The following is an 18,311-nucleotide window of genomic DNA, read 5'->3' on the forward strand; positions in this document are numbered from 1 at the left end:
TGCCTGTCCGCCAAAAACGGAAGCTGCAGGTCAGAAAGGACCTTTTTTCCCTTACTGCATCACACCGCTCGCATTGAAGGTATAATCCACACCGTCAATGTTCTTCGTCGTTCCTGTCACCATCGCACCTAACTCTGCCGGATCAAGATAGTACCAGTAGCCATCCGGATTTACCCAGCCGCTCATTCGTCCGCCATCGCGGTAGAAATACCATTTTCCGCCTTCCTGCTTCCATTCACCGCTGTCGATCGCGGTTCCCTGTGCAGCCTTCGGAGCATAGTCTTTATATGTGAATTCCAGGCAGACATTTCCGTTGATCCCGTTTACACGTCCCTTATCTGTGCACTGCCAGATCGTACGTCCCTGATAATGTCCGTCCGCACCATATCTCGCAAGCCAGAGATCGTATTTGATCTGGTTTGTATCCATCTCGTTCGTAAACTTACTGTAATCGCTGTAAACGATCGGGGTATATCCGGCCGCAGCGATCGTGTCACAGAACGCATTTACCACATTTGTCAGATCCTGCACTGATAAATAGTCCAGAATATATTTTGATTCCACATCCACGGCAACCGGATATTTTACCGTATATCCGGACATCTTTTCCAGAGTATATTTTGCTGCCGCTTTTGCCTCATCGACGGTCCGGGTCTGGAGGAACACATACGGGGCCGCCTGAACTCCGTTTGCGGAAGCCCCTTTCATATTTTTCTCATAATATTCGTCCATGGTATACTGTCCTTCATATCCAAAGGATCCCATACGAACATACGCAAAGGAGACATCATCCGCTGCAACCTTCGCCCAGTCGATATCGCCCTGCCATTTGGAAACGCTGATGCCGCGAAGAAGCGCCCCGTCCATATTTTTTCCGTTCGCGTCTACGTAAACACCGTTGACCTTTTTCCATGCACTTGCCGGATCACTTGTCGTGGTATCCGTGGAGGCCTTATTCTGGTCCTCGTATCCCGGTCCAACCGGAGTCTCATCCGCAAAAGCTGTAAAACTGCCCTGTGTGATCATAAGCGCTGCGAAAAGCGCTGTCATATATCGAAATTTTTTCTGAAACATTCTAAAACCGCCTTTCTCTTTTCATACGTCTTTTTTCCTGCCAAAAGTCATAACCTTGAGGCTTCTATCATCTGAATATCGATCGTAAACTGCATTCTCCATCCAATGTCTCTCCAAAGCTTCGGCATAAACATCCCTTTTCTTTAAGACGTACCAAGTATACTACAATTTCCCTCTTTTTTTATTAAGAACTTCTTACGTTTTCGTTGTCACACATCTAAGACTTTGTGGCAAAATTCCGTCCAAACCATAGATGCGGACACATTGGCAGATGTTCTGCCAGGAAAAGCATAACATTTTCCTATCTGGTCGACAAACGGTCGATTTCATACATAAAAAGCTGTCCTCACCGGACGGCCTTTTCCTTACGCCGAGCGCGATCGCCTACGCCAATTTTCTTCTTCCACAAGTGCATCTCATTGGCACATCGTGCCCTTTTGCTTAACAGAAAATTCCCTGTTAAACAAATGAAAACACGCTTCGCGAGTTTCCCCTTATTATCGCGACAGTCGCCAAGGTCTCGCGCAAGTGCGGACTTTGACCCGTTATTCGCGTAAATAAGAAAAACCCCTGAAAAATCAAGGGTTTCGAGCGGAGACGGAGGGATTCGAACCCTCGTACCGGGATGAACCGATAAACGCATTTCGAGTGCGCCGCGTTACGGCCGCTTCGCTACGTCTCCGGATTGTCTGCTTTTTGAAAAAGCAGACTAATATTATTATACATATTTTTTTCGATTTGTATAGAGGATTTAAAAAATTTATTTTAATTCCCCTCCGCAAAATAAGCATCCACCGCTCCCGCGATGCCGCTCGCGATCTTTCCCCGGTAGCCATCGTCCTGAAGCCATGTGTCCTCGTCAGGATTGCTTAAGAATCCCATCTCGAGCACACAGACCGGGATCTCGCACCAGTTGATATCGGAGGAGCTGTCCGTCTCCTGGACGCCTCGATTCTTCGTTCCTGTCGTCCCGCAGACGGTATCCACGATCTTTTTGGAAAGATTGTAGCTCTTGTCATGAAGAGACGCGTTGTAAGGGTTCTGGGCTGTCATACAGGTTGCTAATGCCCCATAGACACCAGAGTTGTCCATGGAATCCGCGTGAAGCCGGATCAGGATATCCGCGCCGCTCTGATTTGCTGCGACGGACCGCTCCGCGCTGCTCATGTTCACATCGTTGCTCGTCCGGATCATGACGACATGGTATCCGCGGTTTGTGAGCTCTGTCTCAAGCTTTTTTGCGACCGCAAGAGTGACCTCATATTCAGGGACGCCGCTCGCCGTTCCAACCGAGCCTTCCGGCATCTTCGCCTTCATCGTCGAAGAGGACGGGCCAATCGGCTCCTTGGAAGTATTGGCTTTCGCCTGGTGTCCCGCATCGATCGCGACGGTATGTCCGTTAAACGGAACTTCCGGAGCAGTCTCCGCGTCATCGTTCGCCGCGGCTGTATAAGCCTCCGCCGCTGACTCTCTCGCTGCCGCGACACTCTCCTCCTCCGACATTTCCGAAGCCATCTCCTCTGATTCGGAGACCGATTCCGCATCCTGCGAGCTTTCGGCCGCCTGATCTGCGCTCATCATCTCCCCGGCAGGATTGCCCAGTGCCTGAAGATCAGCTTCATCGGAATTTTCCGTTCCCTGTTCCTCGCCGGATCCGCTTTCTGACTCCGCTGCCGCAGTCTCGCTACTCAGATCCACCGCCTCATATTTTCTCGTCCCATTGCAGCCGGAAAGCACCAGTGCAAAAAAGACCGCAGAAATAAGGAATCGGAGGAGTCCGTTCCCCTTTTTCATCCTGCTCATAGGATCGTTCCCCCTCCGACTACACATTCATTTTCATAAAATACAACTGCCTGTCCCGGCGTGATCGCACGCTGCGGCTCTTTAAACCGGCATTCCACGGTTCCGTCCGGGAGTTCCCTGATGATACACGGAGATCCCTTGTGGCTGTAGCGGATCTTCGCGAGAACTTCCCGTTCCCCGCCGTGAAGTCCGTCGATCGCCATCCAGTTCACATCCTTGCAGACCAGATGGTCGGAAAATACATCATTTCCTTCGCCGATCACAACCTCGTTCGTCTCCGGGCGAATTCCTGTGACAAACACCGGATGGCCCATCGCGAGGTTTAAGCCCTTTCTCTGACCGACCGTGTAATGAGTGATCCCCTTATGTTTTCCAAGGATCACACCATTTTTATCCACAAAGTTTCCGCTTCCCGGAACACTTTCGGCTTCCCGCTCGATAAATCCGGCATAATCATTATCCGGAACGAAGCAGATCTCCATACTGTCCTTCTTCTTTGCTACGGCAAGTCCACGGTCCTCGGCGATCTTTCGCACCTCGTCCTTCGTGTAATCACCGATAGGCATCAACGTCTTGGAAAGCTGGAACTGGGTCAGGTTGTAGAGCGCATAGGTCTGGTCTTTCGCCGCCGTAACGGAATTGCGGATCGTATAGCGTCCGTTCGGAAGCTGACTGATCCTCGCATAATGTCCCGTCGCGATATAATCGGCACCGATCTCCAGACTGCGCTCCAAAAGTGCCTCCCATTTTACATAGCGGTTGCAGGCAATACACGGATTCGGTGTCCGTCCATGCAGATATTCCGCGACAAAATAATCGATCACATTCTTCTGGAATTCTTTCCGGAAGTTCATAACATAGTAGGGAATTCCGAGTGTCCATGCGACGCGTCTTGCATCCTCCACCGCACTGAGCCCACAGCATCCGCCGTTTTCCTCAACCGTACAGGAATCCTCCTCCTGCCAGATCTGCATGGTGACACCGATCACGTCGTATCCCTGTTCCTTTAAAAGGCAGGCAGCAACCGATGAATCCACGCCCCCGGACATTCCTACCACGACTTTTTTCTTCATTAATATTCCTCGTCCTCTTCATGCTCACTGATATCGGACACCGGCTTCTGTAAGCCTTTGATCTCGATATGGTGCTTTTCTGCATAATCCCAGAGTGCTGCATGGATCGCTTCCTCTGCAAGCAGGGAGCAGTGAACCTTTACCGGCGGAAGTCCGTCAAGAGCTTCCATAACTGCCTTATTGGTTACTTCCATCGCTTCCTCGATCGTCTTTCCCATTACCATCTCTGTCGCCATGCTGCTTGTGGCAACGGCAGCGCCGCAGCCGAAGGTTTTAAACTTGCAGTCACGGATGATATGTGTCTCATCATCGATATCAAGATAGATTCTCATGATATCGCCGCATTTTGCGTTTCCGACAGTACCTACGCCGCTGGCGTCCTCAATTTCTCCCATGTTTCTCGGGTGCTGGAAATGGTCCATTACTTTCTCTGAATACATTATTTTTCCTCTTACTTTCTGTTCTTCTTAATGAAATCCTCATAGAGTGGGGACATTGCGCGAAGCTTCTCCACGATCTTCTTAAGGCAGTCTACAGTATGGTCGATCTCTTCCTTCGTTGTCTCCTCGCTTAAGGTAAGGCGTAAGGATCCGTGCGCGATCTCGTGCGGAAGTCCGATGGCTAACAGCACATGGGACGGATCCAGGGAACCGGATGTACATGCAGATCCGCTGGAACCGCAGATCCCGTCCATATCGAGCATGATGAGTAAGGACTCACCTTCGATAAACTGGAACGCAAAGTTCGCATTGTTGGAGAGACGGTTTGTGCGGTGACCGTTTAAGCGTGTGTACGGTATCTCGTCCATGACACGTCCGATCAGGTAATCACGGAGTTCTGTCTCTTTCTTCTTATTATTCTCAAGCTCTGCCATCGCGATCTCGACTGCTTTTCCGAGACCCACGATTCCCGGCACATTCTCAGTTCCGGCACGGCGTTTTCTCTCCTGGGCGCCGCCGTGGATGAAGGAGCGGAGTTTTAAGCCTTTTCTGATATAGAGGAAGCCGACTCCCTTCGGGCCGTGGAACTTGTGTCCGCTGGCGCTTAACATGTCGATATGGTACTCATCCACATTGATCGGTTCATGGCAGTATGCCTGAACTGCGTCGGTGTGGAAGATAATTCCGTTTTCATGGGCGATCTCACCGATCTCTTTAATCGGCTGGATCGTTCCGATCTCGTTGTTTGCGAACATTACAGAGATCAGGATCGTATCCGGGCGGATCGCCTTCTTTAACTCGTCGATAGAGACGGTGCCGTACTCATCCACCGGGAGGTATGTGATCTCGTAGCCGCGCTTTTCAAGATATTCACAGGTGTGAAGGATCGCGTGGTGTTCGATCTTTGTTGTGATGATGTGTTTTCCCTTGGATGCATATGCCTCCGCAGTTGCGATCAAAGCCCAGTTGTCGGACTCGGAACCGCCGTTTGTAAAGTAGATCTCATTGTCCTTTGCGCCGAGAGAATTTGCGACCGTCTCTCTTGCCTTTGCGAGCGCTTCCTTACACGGTGTGGAAAACTCATATACCGCAGAAGGGTTTCCGTAATATTCTGTATAAAACGGCAGCATGGCTTCCACGACTTCCGGACGTACCTTTGTCGTAGCCGCGTTGTCGAGATAAATTACTTTCTTCATTGTTCCGCCTTTCTGTTTTAAGAGGTTCAAAGCCTGATAACACTATTAGTTTATGCCATGACCCGCGAGTCAGCGCCGCAAAAAGCGCGGACAGGCCACAGATATTTTACATTATATACGAAACCCCTCAGGAATTTCAACCGGTATTCTCATGTTTTTTCAGAAATACACAGTGAATCACTAAGTATTAAAAAATTTGTGATGATTTCAGTCTTCATATCAGTCATCCGTCTGCGATAAACCGGATTCATATCATTCCCCTGCTCCCACATATATATAACCGAATCCTTCTGCCATTTCGGAGCTGCCATGCCTTCTTCCCATAAGCCCCATCCACTCATCACCGGAACAATTCTTCTCACAGCCGCCGGTCTCCTCTCCCGCGTCCTCGGCTTTTTCTACCGGATCTTTCTCTCCCGCACGATCGGCGCCGAAGGTCTCGGAATCTATCAGATGATCTTTCCGGTCTACGGGATCTTTTTCTCCTTGTGCGCCGGCTCGATCCAGACTGCGATCTCCCGTTTCATCGCAGCGGAGCCGGAACATGCGAAGCGGACGCTTGTTTCCGGATTTCTCCTTTCCTTTTCCATGTCACTCTCCGCGGCCCTTATGATCCGACATTTTTCCGGATTTCTCGCGGGATCTGTCCTCATGGAACCGCGGTGCGCCCCGCTGCTCTCCGTCATGGCCTTTGCAATCCCCTGCACTTCCGTCCATGCCTGTATCTGCGGCTACTACTACGGAAAGGAAAAGGTGTCTGTCCCTGCAGCCGCCCAGCTCTTTGAACAGATGATCCGGATCTTTACGGTCTTTCTCCTGGCATCCATCTGGATCGAGAAGAAGATTCCGATCACGGTGTCGCTCGCGGTATTCGGCCTGGTGGCCGGAGAGGCCGGATCTGCTTTGTTTGTCCTGATATTTTTTCTTCTTTTTCATGAATTTCATGGAAATAAAAATAATTCAGCAAATTTCTCCGATCATGCCGCGCACAAACCTCATAAATTTCAAAGTACCGCAGATATTCCGGGACTCCTGGATTTCCTGTCTCCCATGAGTGCTCTCCTCGCTCTCGCCGTCCCGCTCATGGCCAACCGGCTGATCCTGAACCTCTTACAGAGTGCCGAGACGATCATGATCCCGGAGCGGCTCACTGTCTACGGCCTCACAAGGTCCCAGGCTGTCGGTACATATGGGACTCTCACCGGCATGGCAATGCCGTTTGTCCTCTTTCCCTCCGCTCTCGTAAACTCTCTGGCTGTGGTCCTGCTGCCGTCGACCGCCAGACACCAGTCTGCCGGAAACACCTCCGGCATCGCGGACGGGATCTCCATGTCCTTCCGCTACAGCCTCTACCTCGGGATCTTCTGCATCGGGGTATTCACGGTCTTCGGCGAAACTCTGGGGCTGCAGATATTTAAAAGCCAGGACGCCGGATCTTTCATTCAGATCCTCGCCTGGCTCTGCCCGTTTCTCTATCTTGCCACCTCGTCCGGCAGCATTTTAAATGGCCTTGGAAGGACGAAGCTCACATTTTTCCATCACCTGGTCTCTCTCCTCGTCCGCATCGCTTTCGTGTGGTTCGGGATCCCGGTGTTCGGGATCCGTTCCTGTCTCTGGGGGATGTTAGCAAGCGAGGTTCTCCTCGCTCTGCTCCATATCCTGGCACTCCGAAGGATCACTGCGTTTGAATGGAACGCATGGACCCTGATCGGAAAACCGGTATTCTGCCTGCTCTGCGCGCTCTGGATCTTCCGCCTGTTCCCGGAAGACTTCCCGATCCCGTCCGGTTTTCCGGAATTTTTCCGCACCGCCGTCCGGATCCTCATCCTGTCAGCCGCCTACTTCCTGCTTTTGCTGTTTTTCCACAGGAAACCGCAGCGCTCCGCTGCATAAGTCAAACAAACCATTCCGCTACTCGTCGAACTCCACTGTCACATAGTATCCGCGGTCATTCTGGATGATGTCCTTCACAATGCCCTTTTTGCTCTTCAGACGCTCCGTAAAACGGAACAGCCCCGACATGGCCACCGCCGGCTCGATCATGTAATTGACATTGACCGGTGTGACCGACTCGCTGACATCCACTTCCTGCCCGACCTCAACGAGACCCGGGCGCTCCATTTTAAATACGATCTCTCTCATTTTTATCCTCTTTTCCTGATAAATACAACAGTTCTTCCGATACGCTCTTCTGACAGAAAAACAGATGCCGCCAGCCCGCTTTTGTCGCGTTCTCTGGCGGCATATAATCTTTTTTCTTAGTCAGACATGACTCCCATCTCTTTAAGATGCTGAGTAACCGTAAATTTATCCCAACGAAAATCCATTCTGCAGTTGAAATAACCGTTCTGCGAAGGTGTGTATCATCCAGCGACCATCATTTGCATAGACCTGGTTTTCTTATTACTTACCCTCGTAAATGATCGCGGAATCCACATCATATTTCTGAAGTTTCTCTCTTCCTTTTAATCCCGCAAGCTCCATCACAAAACAGATCTTAACGACCTCGCCGCCGAGTTCTTCCACGAGCTTTGCGATCGCCTCCACAGTTCCGCCGGTTGCGATCAGATCATCGATGATCACGACCTTCTGACCCGGTTTGATGGAATCTTTATGAAGCTCGATCGTTCCGGTGCCGTACTCTAAGGCATACTCCATAGAAACCGTCTCTCTCGGAAGCTTACCCGGTTTTCTCGCCGGGACAAAGGATTTTCCCATCTCATACGCGACCGGTGTTCCAAAAATAAATCCTCTGGACTCCGCGCCGACAACCACATCGAAATCCACGTCCTTCACCATCGCAAGGAGAGAATCGATCGCCAGCTTAAATCCATCCGGATCCTGTAAGATCGAGGTGATATCGCGGAAAATAATTCCCGGCTCCGGGAAATCCGGAATGCTTACAACATAATCTTCCAGCTTTTTCATAACTTTTCTGGTTCCTTTCTTTCTGACTCACTATTTCTGCAGCGATCCTGATTTCATCTCAACCAACTTGTTAGCTTTTCATTTTCAGGGCCACCGCTGATATTCTGTTTTCGCAGCAATCTGGTCCTTTTTCCAAAGGACCTCTATTGGCGGTTTCCGTTCTCTGCCGGAAACTCTTTTTTATTTTATCACATGTGTATTTTTCTGGCAACCACGAGAAAAAGCCAAAACCTTAGTTGAACGCCCATCTTTTTTGTAGTATAATCGGAAACAGTTCCGATTTGCGTTGTTTGTCACCTAAACGAGGTGGAAGTCTGATCTGACTGAGATAAAATATTACAGAAAGTTCAACGCCCGGCTGTCTTTTCCCATGCCAGGCTGTTGTTTAAATTGGTGAAGCAATTATGAAAATATCTACAAAAGGCCGTTATGCGCTCCGCATGGTCATCGACCTGGCGGAACACACCGAGGATGGGTTTATTTCCTTAAAGGATATCGCCGCCCGCCAGGGGCTCTCAAAAAAATATCTGGAGCAGATCGTCCCGCTCTTAAATAAGACCGGAATGCTCTCCACTACCCGCGGATACCAGGGCGGATATCGTCTCGCGAAAGCTCCGTCGGAATGTACGGTCGGTGAGATCTTAGAAACCACAGAGGGCAGTCTCGCCCCGGTCTCCTGCCTCGAGCACACTCCGAATCCCTGCGAACGCTGCTCCGCCTGCGACACGCTCCCGGTCTGGGAAGGTTTAAACCGCGTCATCATGGACTACCTGGACGGCATCACGATCCAGACGATCCTGGACCAGAAACATGAGCTGGAGGAGAAACACAGACTGGCAGCGGAGGAGATCTTAAACAGTGTGAAGGGGCCATGCAAATCATAAGATTGGCAGCGGCGGTATCGGTCAGGTCTTCCACCTCATAATACCAAATGATATAAGCTTCGTAGCTAGTTCCTTCCGAAATAACTGCTGCGAAGCTATTTTTTCTTCGATCAGTTACAGTAGACAGCTACTCTCACCCATCAGAAATACACTCACAGATCATCTTTTCATCTTATATCTCCTGCGTTCCCCCTTATGTTTTGCATAAACCTGCCACCAGCGTTTTCCTGCAGTTATACAGCCACAGCAAAACAGCAGCCACATGCACTTTTTTTGCGCACTGGCTGCTGTTTTTCGTTCACTTATTGAGGGGGAATATCATATTGGGAGTATTTTGCAAGGATCTTATGATCTCCGGGACGATTCCTGCCAGGCATTCATCGTCCCGTACCATTCTGTAAAAGCAGTGGATTATTCCTGTAATGTCTTAAATGCCTCGTCGAGATCCTCGATGATATCGTCGATGTTCTCAGTACCGATGGAGAGACGGATCGTGTTCTGCTTGATGCCCTGATCTGCAAGCTCCTCATCGTTTAACTGGGAGTGGGTTGTGGATGCCGGATGGATGACAAGGGATTTTACATCGGCAACGTTTGCGAGTAAGGAGAAGAGTTCCAGGTTATCAATGAACTTCTTCGCAGCCTCTGCACCGCCTTTGATCTCGAAGGTAAAGATGGAGCCGCCGCCGTTCGGGAAATATTTCTTGTAAAGTCTCTGCTGCTCCGGATCATCGGATACGGACGGATGGTTTACTTTTTCTACGAGCGGATGGTTGTTTAAGTACTCAACGACTTTTAATGCGTTCTGTACATGGCGCTCTACACGGAGGGACAGTGTCTCAAGTCCCTGTAAGAAGATGAATGCGTGGAACGGGGAGATCGTTGCGCCTGTATCACGAAGTAAGATCGCACGGATCTTTGTGACGAATGCTGCTCTTCCTGCTGCCTTTACGAAGCTTACGCCATGGTAGCTCGGGTTCGGCTCAACTAAGGACGGGAACTTTCCGCTTGCTTCCCAGTCAAAGTTTCCGCTGTCGATGATCACGCCGCCGATCGTGGTTCCGTGGCCGCCGATGAATTTTGTTGCGGAATGGAATACGATGTCTGCGCCGTACTCGATCGGTCTTACAAGGTACGGAGTCGCAAATGTGTTATCCACTACGAGTGGGATCTTGTGTGCATGAGCGATGGATGCGAGCTTCTCGATATCGACAACATCGGAGTTCGGGTTTCCGAGTGTCTCAACATGGATCGCTTTTGTGTTCTCCTGGATCGCATTCTCAACTTCCTCGTAGTTGAACGGATCAACGAAGGTTGCTGTCACACCGTACTCCGGAAGTGTATGTGCGAGGAGGTTGTAGGTTCCTCCGTAGATGTTCTTTGCTGCAACGATGTGGTCGCCTGCATGTGCAAGGTTTTCAAATACATAGGTTGCTGCCGCTGCACCGGATGCAACTGCAAGTGCTGCAACGCCGCCCTCAAGTGCTGCGATTCTCTTTTCAAATACATCCTCGGTCGGGTTTGTCAGTCTTCCATAGATGTTTCCGGCATCGGTAAGTCCGAAACGTGCTGCTGCATGTTCGCAGTTTTTAAATACATAGGAAGAAGTCTGGTAGATCGGAACCGCTCTCGCGTCTGTCACCGGATCCGGCTGCTCCTGTCCTACATGAAGCTGTAATGTCTCAAATTTGAAATGTCTCTCTGCTCTTGTCTTCTTTGCCATAGTATTTTCCTCCTCTTATCTCGGACCGGGATGTCTGTTTTTATGATGCATTCCCGTAAAAGTTTTCGTTTTTATCAACCAACATTTCCTATCTGGTTGCAAGGTAATCCTACCATAAATTGGAAATCCTGTCTAATTGGAAGTACTCAATGTTTGCTATAGGTTTTACTTATATTGATTCGCTGCAGAACCGCTCCACGTCACCCCACCAGTGCTTGACGCACTCCCCAAGCATGCGCAGCCGCCTGCAACAATCTTTATTTTCCCGTACTTTCTTCACGTATGTTCCCCTCTCTGCATACTCTACCTATATATGTGAATTAAAAAGAGAGGTCATCTCCTGTTATGAAAAAGATCATGATCCCGACAATTCTCGCAGTTACCGCCGCTGCGCTTCTCTCCGGCTGCGGTCATGCTGCGGATTCTTCCCTCACACCCGTCACCTTAAACGAAGTCGCCCACTCCATCTTCTATGCGCCCCAGTATGCCGCCATCGAGCTCGGCTATTTTGAGGACGAAGGCATCGATCTCACTCTGGTGAACGGTGCCGGGGCGGACAAAGTCATGACGGCTCTGGTATCCGGCGATGCCGACATCGGATTCATGGGTTCGGAAGCCAGCATCTATACTTATATCCAGGGCGATGAGGATTACGCCGTAAACTTCGCCCAGCTCACCCAGCGCGCCGGAAACTTCCTGGTCGGACGCACACCGGAAGCTGATTTCAAATGGGAAGATCTCGTCGGAAAGAAAGTCCTCGGCGGTCGGGCCGGCGGCATGCCGGAGATGGTGTTTGAATATATCCTGAAGAAAAACGGGATCGACCCGAAAACCGATCTTTCCATCGACCAGAGCATCAGTTTCGGTCTCACGGCAGCGGCCTTCACAAACAACAGCGCCGACTACACGGTCGAGTTTGAGCCATTCGCGACCGCTCTGGAGCAGGAGGGAAACGGCTATGTCGTCGCCTCCCTCGGAAAAGACTCCGGCTACGTTCCCTACACCGCCTACAGCGCAAAAAAGAGCTATCTCGAAAAACATCCGGAGCTCATCCAGAAATTCACAAACGCGATCCAGCGCGGTCTCGATTATGTGAACACCCACTCCGCTGAGGAGATCGCGGAGACGATCCGACCGCAGTTTAAGGAGACTGATCCTGAAAAGATCGCGATCATCGTCGACCGTTACAAAGAACAGGATACTTGGAAAGAGAACACGATTTTCGAGAAAGAAAGCTTTGAGCTCCTTGAAAATATCCTGGAGGAAGCCGGGGAACTCGATACCCGCGTTCCGTATGAAGATCTTGTGAATACGGAATTTGCGAAGATGGCGGCGGGGAAATAAGATCTCATATTCTAAATTTTTCCAAGAATAAATGTCTTACCGCCGACAGCTCTTTACAGAATTATGGCAATGAAAAAAGCAGAATGTCTGACACACTTTTGAGTGTATGAACATTCTGCTTTTATTTCATGAATATCATTCTCCCTTTTTCCGATAATATGAAGCCTGACTGATATCCAGAATCTTACAGATCTCACGTACCTGGTCACGGAGCGGCAGATTCTTATATTCTGCACCTAATCTGGTAATGATCTCCGATTCCAATAACTCAACATTTTCACGAAGTGGACGATAAATGTTGATTCCCGGAGCAAATATATGACGTTCCTCCGGAATTTTCATTTTAGAAGGCATATTATCATCCGAAAGAATGGAACCCTTTTCAAACGTCATCATATATTCGATGCAATTTTCCAGCTCACGCACATTTCCTGGCCAGTTATATGCTCTCATAACTGCCAAAGCTTCATCAGAAATCCGCCGCACTTTCTTGTTCAGGATCTTGTTGTACTTTTCGATAAAATATTTGCACAAAACAAAAATATCTTCTTTTCTTTCCCGGAGCGGAGGAATATGGATCGGCACAACATTTAAACGATAATACAGATCCGCTCTGTTTTCCTTTTAATTTGTCCTTCACGGTCATCTGTACCAGCATCATACCGAAATTTCCCTCATTCCGGATCTCTTCCGTTCCGGTCCCGTTGTCCTGGACCGTCACGGATGCGTACCGTTCTCCGTTCTTTAAGATCACGCGGATTTCCCCGTTTTCTCTTCCCTTAAATGCGTGTTTGTACGCATTTGAAACAAGCTCATTCACCACAAGCGCAACGTCCGTCGCCTGATCCTGGGAAACCGTCAGATCATCGCCGGAAAGTTTCAGATCAATGGGATATTCTGCCCCATATAGGAGCAGGAACTGGTTCTTTAACTTCTCGAGAAACGGCATCAGAGGCGCCGGTCCCTCATCATTTGCCGTGAGGATCTCGTTGATGGAGGCGATGCTCTGGACTCTTGCGATGTTTTCCCGGAACGCCTGCTTCACTTCCTCACTCTCCGACTTTCTCGCCTGGATGTTCATGATGCTGGCGATGAGCTGAAGATGATTTTTTACCCGGTGATGGACTTCCCGTCTCGCATTCCGCACTGCGGTACTCTCAGTCCTCGACGCGACCGAACCAAACGCCACCGGCTGTCTCGCCATCGCCTCGTATTTCTGTTCTCTCCGGATCTCTTTGCTGATGTCCCGCTCGCCGATCAGGATCCCGATGACGCTTCCATCCTCGCCCTGGATCGGGACTGCATCCTGGCGCACCATATTTTCCTCCTGAGTCACTGCTTTGATATCCCGTACAGGAGTTCTCGTCTCGAGCGCCCGGTAAACCGCCGGTTCGTCCTTTTGCTCAGCTGCACATCCGACAACACTTTTCTGATAGGCTGACGGCATATATTTCGGTCCTGCCTGGGCTGCGACAAACATGATCCCATCCGTTTTGTCCATACAGTCGATAAACAGATCGGCCCCCGCAAGCTCCGCCATCATCGGCAGCATCTGTTCCGTCCGTTTTAAAATCTCTGCATTCTCCTCCGAGAGACCGGTGCGTTTCATGAGTTCTTCTTTTGTCATGCTACGCCTCCTCTTCCAGGAGCTGCTTTGCAAAGGCGGAAACCGTAAGCCCGGCCTTTTCCGCTCCCTTTACGAGGTAACGGTACGCCTCCTGCTCCGTCATCCGGCGCTCCCTCATCAGCCACTTCTTCGCCTGATTTGCCTCGTCCCTCTGGGATTCCACGCGGATGATCGCACGGGCCACGGAAACTAACGGTGCACGCTTTTCCATGGCTGTCTTCTGCATTTTCCGGTACGCATCCATTTCAGAGATATGTTTTGATCTCGCCAGAAGACCTTTTGCCCGTTCGATCACACGGTTCTCCTCCAGTCTTCTGTTCGCCTCACCGATCGCCAGCTTCTGTTTCGCAAGCCGTCTTCCCTGCGCATACGCCATCTCGATCGTCGGCCGCAGATTTCTCGCTTCGACCGGCTTCACGATATAACCGGACACTCCGATCCGGCCGGCCTGTTCCAGAAAGTCTTCATCTGCAAAAGCGGTGCAGATCACAACGCAGCCTGCGAGGTTCTCATTGATGATCGTCTCCGCCGCTGTCATTCCGTCAAATACCGGCATCTCAAGGTCCAGGAGGACCACATCCGGGTTCTTCTTTCTGCAGAGTTCCACCGCGTCAAATCCGTCCGCGCCCTCCGCTACTACCTCATAATTTAACTCTTCCAGCATCTGACCGAGGTCCATCCGGATGATCGGTTCGTCATCCACCACGACCACAGTCTTTTTATTCTCCTGTCTGTCCGCCATTTTTCTTCCTCAGTTATAAAAAAAATGTGCCTTGACACATTCTCGCTCCGGGCGCGGCTGCCTGCGCCAATCTTCAACTTCGGGCGAGTACGCGTTTCAGGCACGCAGTGTCTTTATCGTTTTTTACAGTCCGTGCAGTAAATGCACCGATCTGCTGAATAGTTACCATCATACAATATTTTTCCGGAAAATGGAACCGCCAGATTGAATTTTCAATCCCGAAAATTTCTACCTGTGAAAAGTACCACCAGCTTCTTCACCTTTCATTCTCCACCACCCTGTCATCCACTTCATATAATCAGCAAATCCGGCAGTGTCCACATTCTGTGCCGCTATGACAGGGACATTTCCGACTTCTTCCCCGTTCAGGCGGTAACTTAAGGTTCCAAGCCGGTCCCCTGCCTTTACCGGGGCGTTTACGTCTTCCTCCAGCATCAGTTCCCGCTCCATGCCGGAAAAATCCTCGCCGTGGAGCCCGAGATATGTAAAAGGTTCCCCGTAGGAAAGTTCCACTTCCGGTTCTTTTCCGCCGTTGACCGGGAGCTTCGGAAGCTCCGGTGGCGTCTCGTCCTTATAGAGCCTGCAGTTCCCATATCCATAATTTAAGAGCGTCACCGCATCTTTAAATCGTGCCTTGTAATCCGGCGCTGCCATGATCGCGGCGATGAGCTCCACACCGTCCTTCTTCGCCGTGGCAGAGAGACAGTATTTCGCGATGCTCGTGGACCCCGTCTTTAATCCTGTCACCTCAAAGTTCGTCGACATCTTTAAAAGCTTATTCGTGTTGGAGAGGCCGAACTCCTTTGATCCCTGTTTGGTCACATGGGTGATGTTCTCCATCCAGATCGTCGTGTAGTTCGTGATCTGCGGATATTTTGTGATGAGTTCCCGTGACATCAGCGCAATGTCCCGCGCGGTCGTCACATGTTCCGGGGAATTTGTGAGTCCGCAGCAGTCGATGAATTTTGTGTGCTCCATCCCCAGTCCTTTCGCCCGCTCATTCATCATCTTCACAAATGTCCCCTCATCTCCGCCGACAAACTCCGCCATCGCCACCGACGCGTCGTTCCCCGATGCGATGACGATGCACTTGATCAGTGTCTCCACCGTCTGGATCTCTCCTTCCTCCAGAAACACCTGCGATCCGCCCATGGATTTCGCGTGGGCACTCGTCACCACCTCATCTGTCAGGTGGATCTTCCCGGATTGCAGGGCATCGAAGATCAGGATCAGCGTCATGATCTTCGTGACACTTGCCGGGTTTCTCGGCTCATCCGCGTTCTTCTCACAGATCACGGTCCCTGTGGACGCCTCCATGAGGATTGCGGACGGGGCTGTGATCTCCGGGCCGGGATCGGCTCCCGCCGCAGTTTTCGCTATAATCCGTCCACTCTCCGCTATTTTGCTGTTTCCTGTCCCCGCATATCCGTTTACCGGTCCCATCATCACCAGGATCCCGGCCATGATCCCGCAAAAGATCCTTTTTCCAGCTCTCATGCTTTTTCTCCCGCCCAGCCTGCTCTCGCGCAGGATTTCTCCATATAAAATATGGAGCGGACATTCCTTATTATGCCACTGCTTACAAAATGCTTAATTTTTGTATTTTCCATAGCGGCGAACATGCGGTTGTGTTATGATAGAAGTAATAAAATCGTAACTTGCCATGCATCCGAAAGGAAGCTCCGGGGGAGGTTCCTGTAGGTGTGAAGGTACTGAACAGTTGTTACAGTACACGGGCACTCCATGCCCGCGCACTGTAACAGGATTTTGCCGATGCTTCGCATTCCAAATCGGCAAAATCCGCGGCCATAACGGTATCATACGGAATTTTCAGTTCAGAAAATTCCTACCCGTAAAAAGTACTGAACAGTTACATAAAATCCTTATTGATTGCAAGAGGTGATACTTTGGAATACAACAACGATTTTGAGAGACGCCGCGCATATATTTCAAGCCGCGAAAAGATGCGGAAACGACGCCGGACCGTTTATCTTACGATCCTTTTTATGGTCCTCGCTGCTCTGTTCCTTCTGGTCGGCGGCGGGATCCTTATAAAAAAACATGGCGGGCTTCCCGGACTTGCGAAAAAGGAGACAGAAACTTCCTCCGATCCTTCCTCCAGAAACGGAGACACAAACGTTTCACTGGCGGAGAGCGGATCCGATGGAGATGCATCTTCCGAAACGCCTTCCTCCACAGCTCTGACAGTCGCCTACAATACCGGCGATGCTGCGCTGGACGAGATCTTAAACAGCGCCCATGCAAAATTTGTTACCTACGATTACGATGCCGCCCTTGAGATCCTGAACTCGGCGACAGATTATGCCGAAAACGAGGATGTAAAGGCATTGATCGCGTCCTGCGAAGAGACAAAAGCCACCCTGGTTCCTGCTGATGTGAATAAGATCACCCACATCTTTTTCCATTCCCTCATCATGGACAACTCCAAAGCGTTTGACGGGGATGCCGATGAAAAAGGCTACGATCAGGTGATGACGACAAAAAGTGAGTTCTTAAAGATCCTGGACTCCATGTACGCAAAAGGCTATGTTCTCGTGAAACTTCACGACATTGCGCATGAGGAGACCGATGAAAACGGCAATGCAAAAATGGTGCCGGGAACGATCCTGCTGCCGCCCGGAAAGATCCCATTCGTCATGTCGCAGGATGATCTCTGCTACTATGAGTACATGACCGGCGACGGTTTCGCGAGCCGGATGATCGTCGGGGAAGACGGGAAACCGACTTGTGAGATGGTGATGGATGACGGTTCCGTGTCCGTCGGCTCCTACGATCTCGTCCCGCTTCTGGAAGACTTTATCACGGAGCACCCGGACTTCTCCTACCGAGGTGCAAGAGCCGTCCTCGCTTTCACAGGATATCAGGGTGTCCTCGGATACCGGACAGACCCGTCCTATGAGACTATGAACCCCAACTATGAGGCCGATAAGGAGACGGTCCGCCAGGTGGCGCAGTGTCTCCGCGACAACGGCTGGGAGCTCGCCTCCCACAGCTGGGGACATATCAACTTCGGAAAGCGCTCCTTTGAAGATGTGAAGACCGATTCCGATAAATGGGCGTCCCGCGTGGAATCCCTGATCGGAAAGACCGATATCCTGCTCTATCCGTTCGGCTCCGATGTCGGCGACTGGCACCCGTACACATCTGAAAATCAGAAATACGAGTATCTCCACCAGCTCGGTTTCCGCTACTTCTGCAACGTGGACTCCAGCCGGTACTGGGTACAGTTCGGACCGGATTATCTGCGTCAGGGACGCCGGAATATCGATGGCTACCGGATGTACTATGACCTCCCGGAGACGAATCCGACGAAAGATCATCTGAGCGATCTCTTCGATGTGTCGGAAGTGTTCGACCGCGAGCGGCCGATTCCGGTGGCACCGATGAACTAACATAAAAAACAGACTCTTTCCTCCTGAAAATCGAGAGTAAGAGTCTGTTTTTTATTTCCATTGGA

The 18,311-nt window shown here is 50.6% G+C and carries 16 protein-coding genes and 1 tRNA gene; 4 read left to right on the forward strand and 13 right to left on the reverse strand.

All coding sequences use genetic code 11. The features are described from left to right. Positions 1–51: 51 nt before the first annotated feature. The 6 genes from V2546_RS03560 to nifS form a co-directional block, all read right to left on the reverse strand. Complete coding sequence (locus V2546_RS03560) at positions 52–1,074, reverse strand: GH25 family lysozyme (protein ID WP_329751573.1); 1,023 nt, start codon at positions 1,072–1,074, stop codon at positions 52–54. Positions 1,075–1,666: 592 nt separating this feature from the next. Further along, positions 1,667–1,756, reverse strand: a tRNA-Ser gene (locus V2546_RS03565). A gap of 83 nt (positions 1,757–1,839) precedes the next feature. Next, a complete protein-coding gene (locus V2546_RS03570; protein WP_252197460.1) occupies positions 1,840–2,877 on the reverse strand; it encodes an N-acetylmuramoyl-L-alanine amidase family protein in 1,038 nt (345 codons plus the stop codon). Continuing rightward, entirely contained in the window at positions 2,874–3,950 is a 1,077-nt protein-coding gene (mnmA, locus tag V2546_RS03575) for a tRNA 2-thiouridine(34) synthase MnmA (RefSeq protein WP_118605064.1), read from the reverse strand. Before mnmA ends, V2546_RS03570 begins: the two co-directional genes overlap by 4 nt. Beyond that, positions 3,950–4,390: a Fe-S cluster assembly scaffold protein NifU gene (nifU, locus tag V2546_RS03580; protein WP_021904779.1), complete on the reverse strand. Its 441-nt coding sequence runs from the start codon at positions 4,388–4,390 to the stop codon at positions 3,950–3,952. The genes mnmA and nifU overlap by 1 nt, the downstream gene beginning before the upstream one ends. A gap of 11 nt (positions 4,391–4,401) precedes the next feature. Further along, the gene (gene nifS / locus V2546_RS03585; RefSeq protein ID WP_118322114.1) at positions 4,402–5,586 is read right to left on the reverse strand and encodes a cysteine desulfurase NifS; all 1,185 of its coding nucleotides are present in this window, start codon (positions 5,584–5,586) and stop codon (positions 4,402–4,404) included. 309 nt (positions 5,587–5,895) lie between these two features. Between nifS and V2546_RS03590 the strand changes: the two genes are divergently transcribed. Continuing rightward, on the forward strand, positions 5,896–7,479 hold the full coding sequence (locus V2546_RS03590; RefSeq protein ID WP_329751574.1) for an oligosaccharide flippase family protein: 1,584 nt from the start codon (positions 5,896–5,898) through the stop codon (positions 7,477–7,479). An 18-nt stretch (positions 7,480–7,497) separates the two neighbouring features. Here V2546_RS03590 and V2546_RS03595 read toward each other — a convergent pair whose 3' ends face one another. Both V2546_RS03595 and V2546_RS03600 read right to left on the reverse strand, forming a co-directional pair. Then, positions 7,498–7,728 carry a hypothetical protein gene (locus V2546_RS03595; RefSeq protein WP_182426484.1) on the reverse strand — a complete coding sequence of 77 codons (231 nt, stop codon included), beginning with the start codon at positions 7,726–7,728 and terminating at the stop codon, positions 7,498–7,500. 261 nt (positions 7,729–7,989) lie between these two features. Then, positions 7,990–8,514: an adenine phosphoribosyltransferase gene (locus V2546_RS03600; RefSeq protein ID WP_118297723.1), complete on the reverse strand. Its 525-nt coding sequence runs from the start codon at positions 8,512–8,514 to the stop codon at positions 7,990–7,992. Between the two features lie 404 nt (positions 8,515–8,918). On the opposite strand from V2546_RS03600, the gene V2546_RS03605 reads away from it, so the two are divergent. After that, positions 8,919–9,398 (forward strand): RrF2 family transcriptional regulator, encoded by a 480-nt coding sequence (locus V2546_RS03605; RefSeq protein WP_118297722.1) that lies wholly within the window; start codon positions 8,919–8,921, stop codon positions 9,396–9,398. Positions 9,399–9,809: 411 nt separating this feature from the next. On the opposite strand, the gene V2546_RS03610 is transcribed toward V2546_RS03605, so the two are convergent. Beyond that, positions 9,810–11,120 carry an O-acetylhomoserine aminocarboxypropyltransferase/cysteine synthase family protein gene (locus V2546_RS03610; protein ID WP_118297721.1) on the reverse strand — a complete coding sequence of 437 codons (1,311 nt, stop codon included), beginning with the start codon at positions 11,118–11,120 and terminating at the stop codon, positions 9,810–9,812. Between the two features lie 345 nt (positions 11,121–11,465). Between V2546_RS03610 and V2546_RS03615 the strand changes: the two genes are divergently transcribed. Beyond that, the gene (locus V2546_RS03615; RefSeq protein WP_215703175.1) at positions 11,466–12,464 is read left to right on the forward strand and encodes an ABC transporter substrate-binding protein; all 999 of its coding nucleotides are present in this window, start codon (positions 11,466–11,468) and stop codon (positions 12,462–12,464) included. 135 nt (positions 12,465–12,599) lie between these two features. On the opposite strand, the gene V2546_RS03620 is transcribed toward V2546_RS03615, so the two are convergent. The 4 genes from V2546_RS03620 to V2546_RS03635 all read right to left on the reverse strand — a co-directional run bounded on the left by V2546_RS03620 (position 12,600) and on the right by V2546_RS03635 (position 16,330). Beyond that, positions 12,600–13,049, reverse strand: a complete 450-nt coding sequence (locus V2546_RS03620; RefSeq protein ID WP_486463554.1) for an AAA-type ATPase lid domain-containing protein — start codon at positions 13,047–13,049, stop codon at positions 12,600–12,602. Then, the gene (locus V2546_RS03625) at positions 12,934–14,091 is read right to left on the reverse strand and encodes a sensor histidine kinase (protein WP_329751576.1); all 1,158 of its coding nucleotides are present in this window, start codon (positions 14,089–14,091) and stop codon (positions 12,934–12,936) included. Before V2546_RS03625 ends, V2546_RS03620 begins: the two co-directional genes overlap by 116 nt. Position 14,092: 1 nt before the next feature. After that, positions 14,093–14,833, reverse strand: coding sequence for an ANTAR domain-containing response regulator (locus tag V2546_RS03630; protein ID WP_118299119.1), 741 nt, complete (start codon positions 14,831–14,833; stop codon positions 14,093–14,095). 228 nt (positions 14,834–15,061) lie between these two features. Continuing rightward, positions 15,062–16,330 carry a D-alanyl-D-alanine carboxypeptidase family protein gene (locus tag V2546_RS03635; protein ID WP_329751577.1) on the reverse strand — a complete coding sequence of 423 codons (1,269 nt, stop codon included), beginning with the start codon at positions 16,328–16,330 and terminating at the stop codon, positions 15,062–15,064. Between the two features lie 410 nt (positions 16,331–16,740). On the opposite strand from V2546_RS03635, the gene V2546_RS03640 reads away from it, so the two are divergent. Continuing rightward, positions 16,741–18,246 (forward strand): polysaccharide deacetylase family protein, encoded by a 1,506-nt coding sequence (locus tag V2546_RS03640; protein WP_486463555.1) that lies wholly within the window; start codon positions 16,741–16,743, stop codon positions 18,244–18,246. Positions 18,247–18,311 lie beyond the last annotated feature (65 nt).

This window comes from Clostridium sp. CM74B_53, from assembly GCF_036318045.1.
In the GTDB taxonomy this organism is placed as follows: Bacteria; Bacillota; Clostridia; order Lachnospirales; family Lachnospiraceae; genus Pilosibacter.

Coding starts and splice junctions, on each gene's coding strand:
- mnmA (WP_118605064.1), bottom strand. CDS start 3,950: ATGAAGAAAAAAGTCGTGGTAGGAATGTCCGGGGGCGTGGATTCATCG.
- V2546_RS03590 (WP_329751574.1), top strand. CDS start 5,896: ATGCCTTCTTCCCATAAGCCCCATCCACTCATCACCGGAACAATTCTT.
- nifU (WP_021904779.1), bottom strand. CDS start 4,390: ATGTATTCAGAGAAAGTAATGGACCATTTCCAGCACCCGAGAAACATG.
- V2546_RS03630 (WP_118299119.1), bottom strand. CDS start 14,833: ATGGCGGACAGACAGGAGAATAAAAAGACTGTGGTCGTGGTGGATGAC.
- V2546_RS03570 (WP_252197460.1), bottom strand. CDS start 2,877: ATGAGCAGGATGAAAAAGGGGAACGGACTCCTCCGATTCCTTATTTCT.
- V2546_RS03600 (WP_118297723.1), bottom strand. CDS start 8,514: ATGAAAAAGCTGGAAGATTATGTTGTAAGCATTCCGGATTTCCCGGAG.
- V2546_RS03625 (WP_329751576.1), bottom strand. CDS start 14,091: ATGACAAAAGAAGAACTCATGAAACGCACCGGTCTCTCGGAGGAGAAT.
- V2546_RS03595 (WP_182426484.1), bottom strand. CDS start 7,728: ATGAGAGAGATCGTATTTAAAATGGAGCGCCCGGGTCTCGTTGAGGTC.
- V2546_RS03560 (WP_329751573.1), bottom strand. CDS start 1,074: ATGTTTCAGAAAAAATTTCGATATATGACAGCGCTTTTCGCAGCGCTT.
- V2546_RS03605 (WP_118297722.1), top strand. CDS start 8,919: ATGAAAATATCTACAAAAGGCCGTTATGCGCTCCGCATGGTCATCGAC.
- nifS (WP_118322114.1), bottom strand. CDS start 5,586: ATGAAGAAAGTAATTTATCTCGACAACGCGGCTACGACAAAGGTACGT.
- V2546_RS03615 (WP_215703175.1), top strand. CDS start 11,466: ATGAAAAAGATCATGATCCCGACAATTCTCGCAGTTACCGCCGCTGCG.
- V2546_RS03610 (WP_118297721.1), bottom strand. CDS start 11,120: ATGGCAAAGAAGACAAGAGCAGAGAGACATTTCAAATTTGAGACATTA.
- V2546_RS03635 (WP_329751577.1), bottom strand. CDS start 16,330: ATGAGAGCTGGAAAAAGGATCTTTTGCGGGATCATGGCCGGGATCCTG.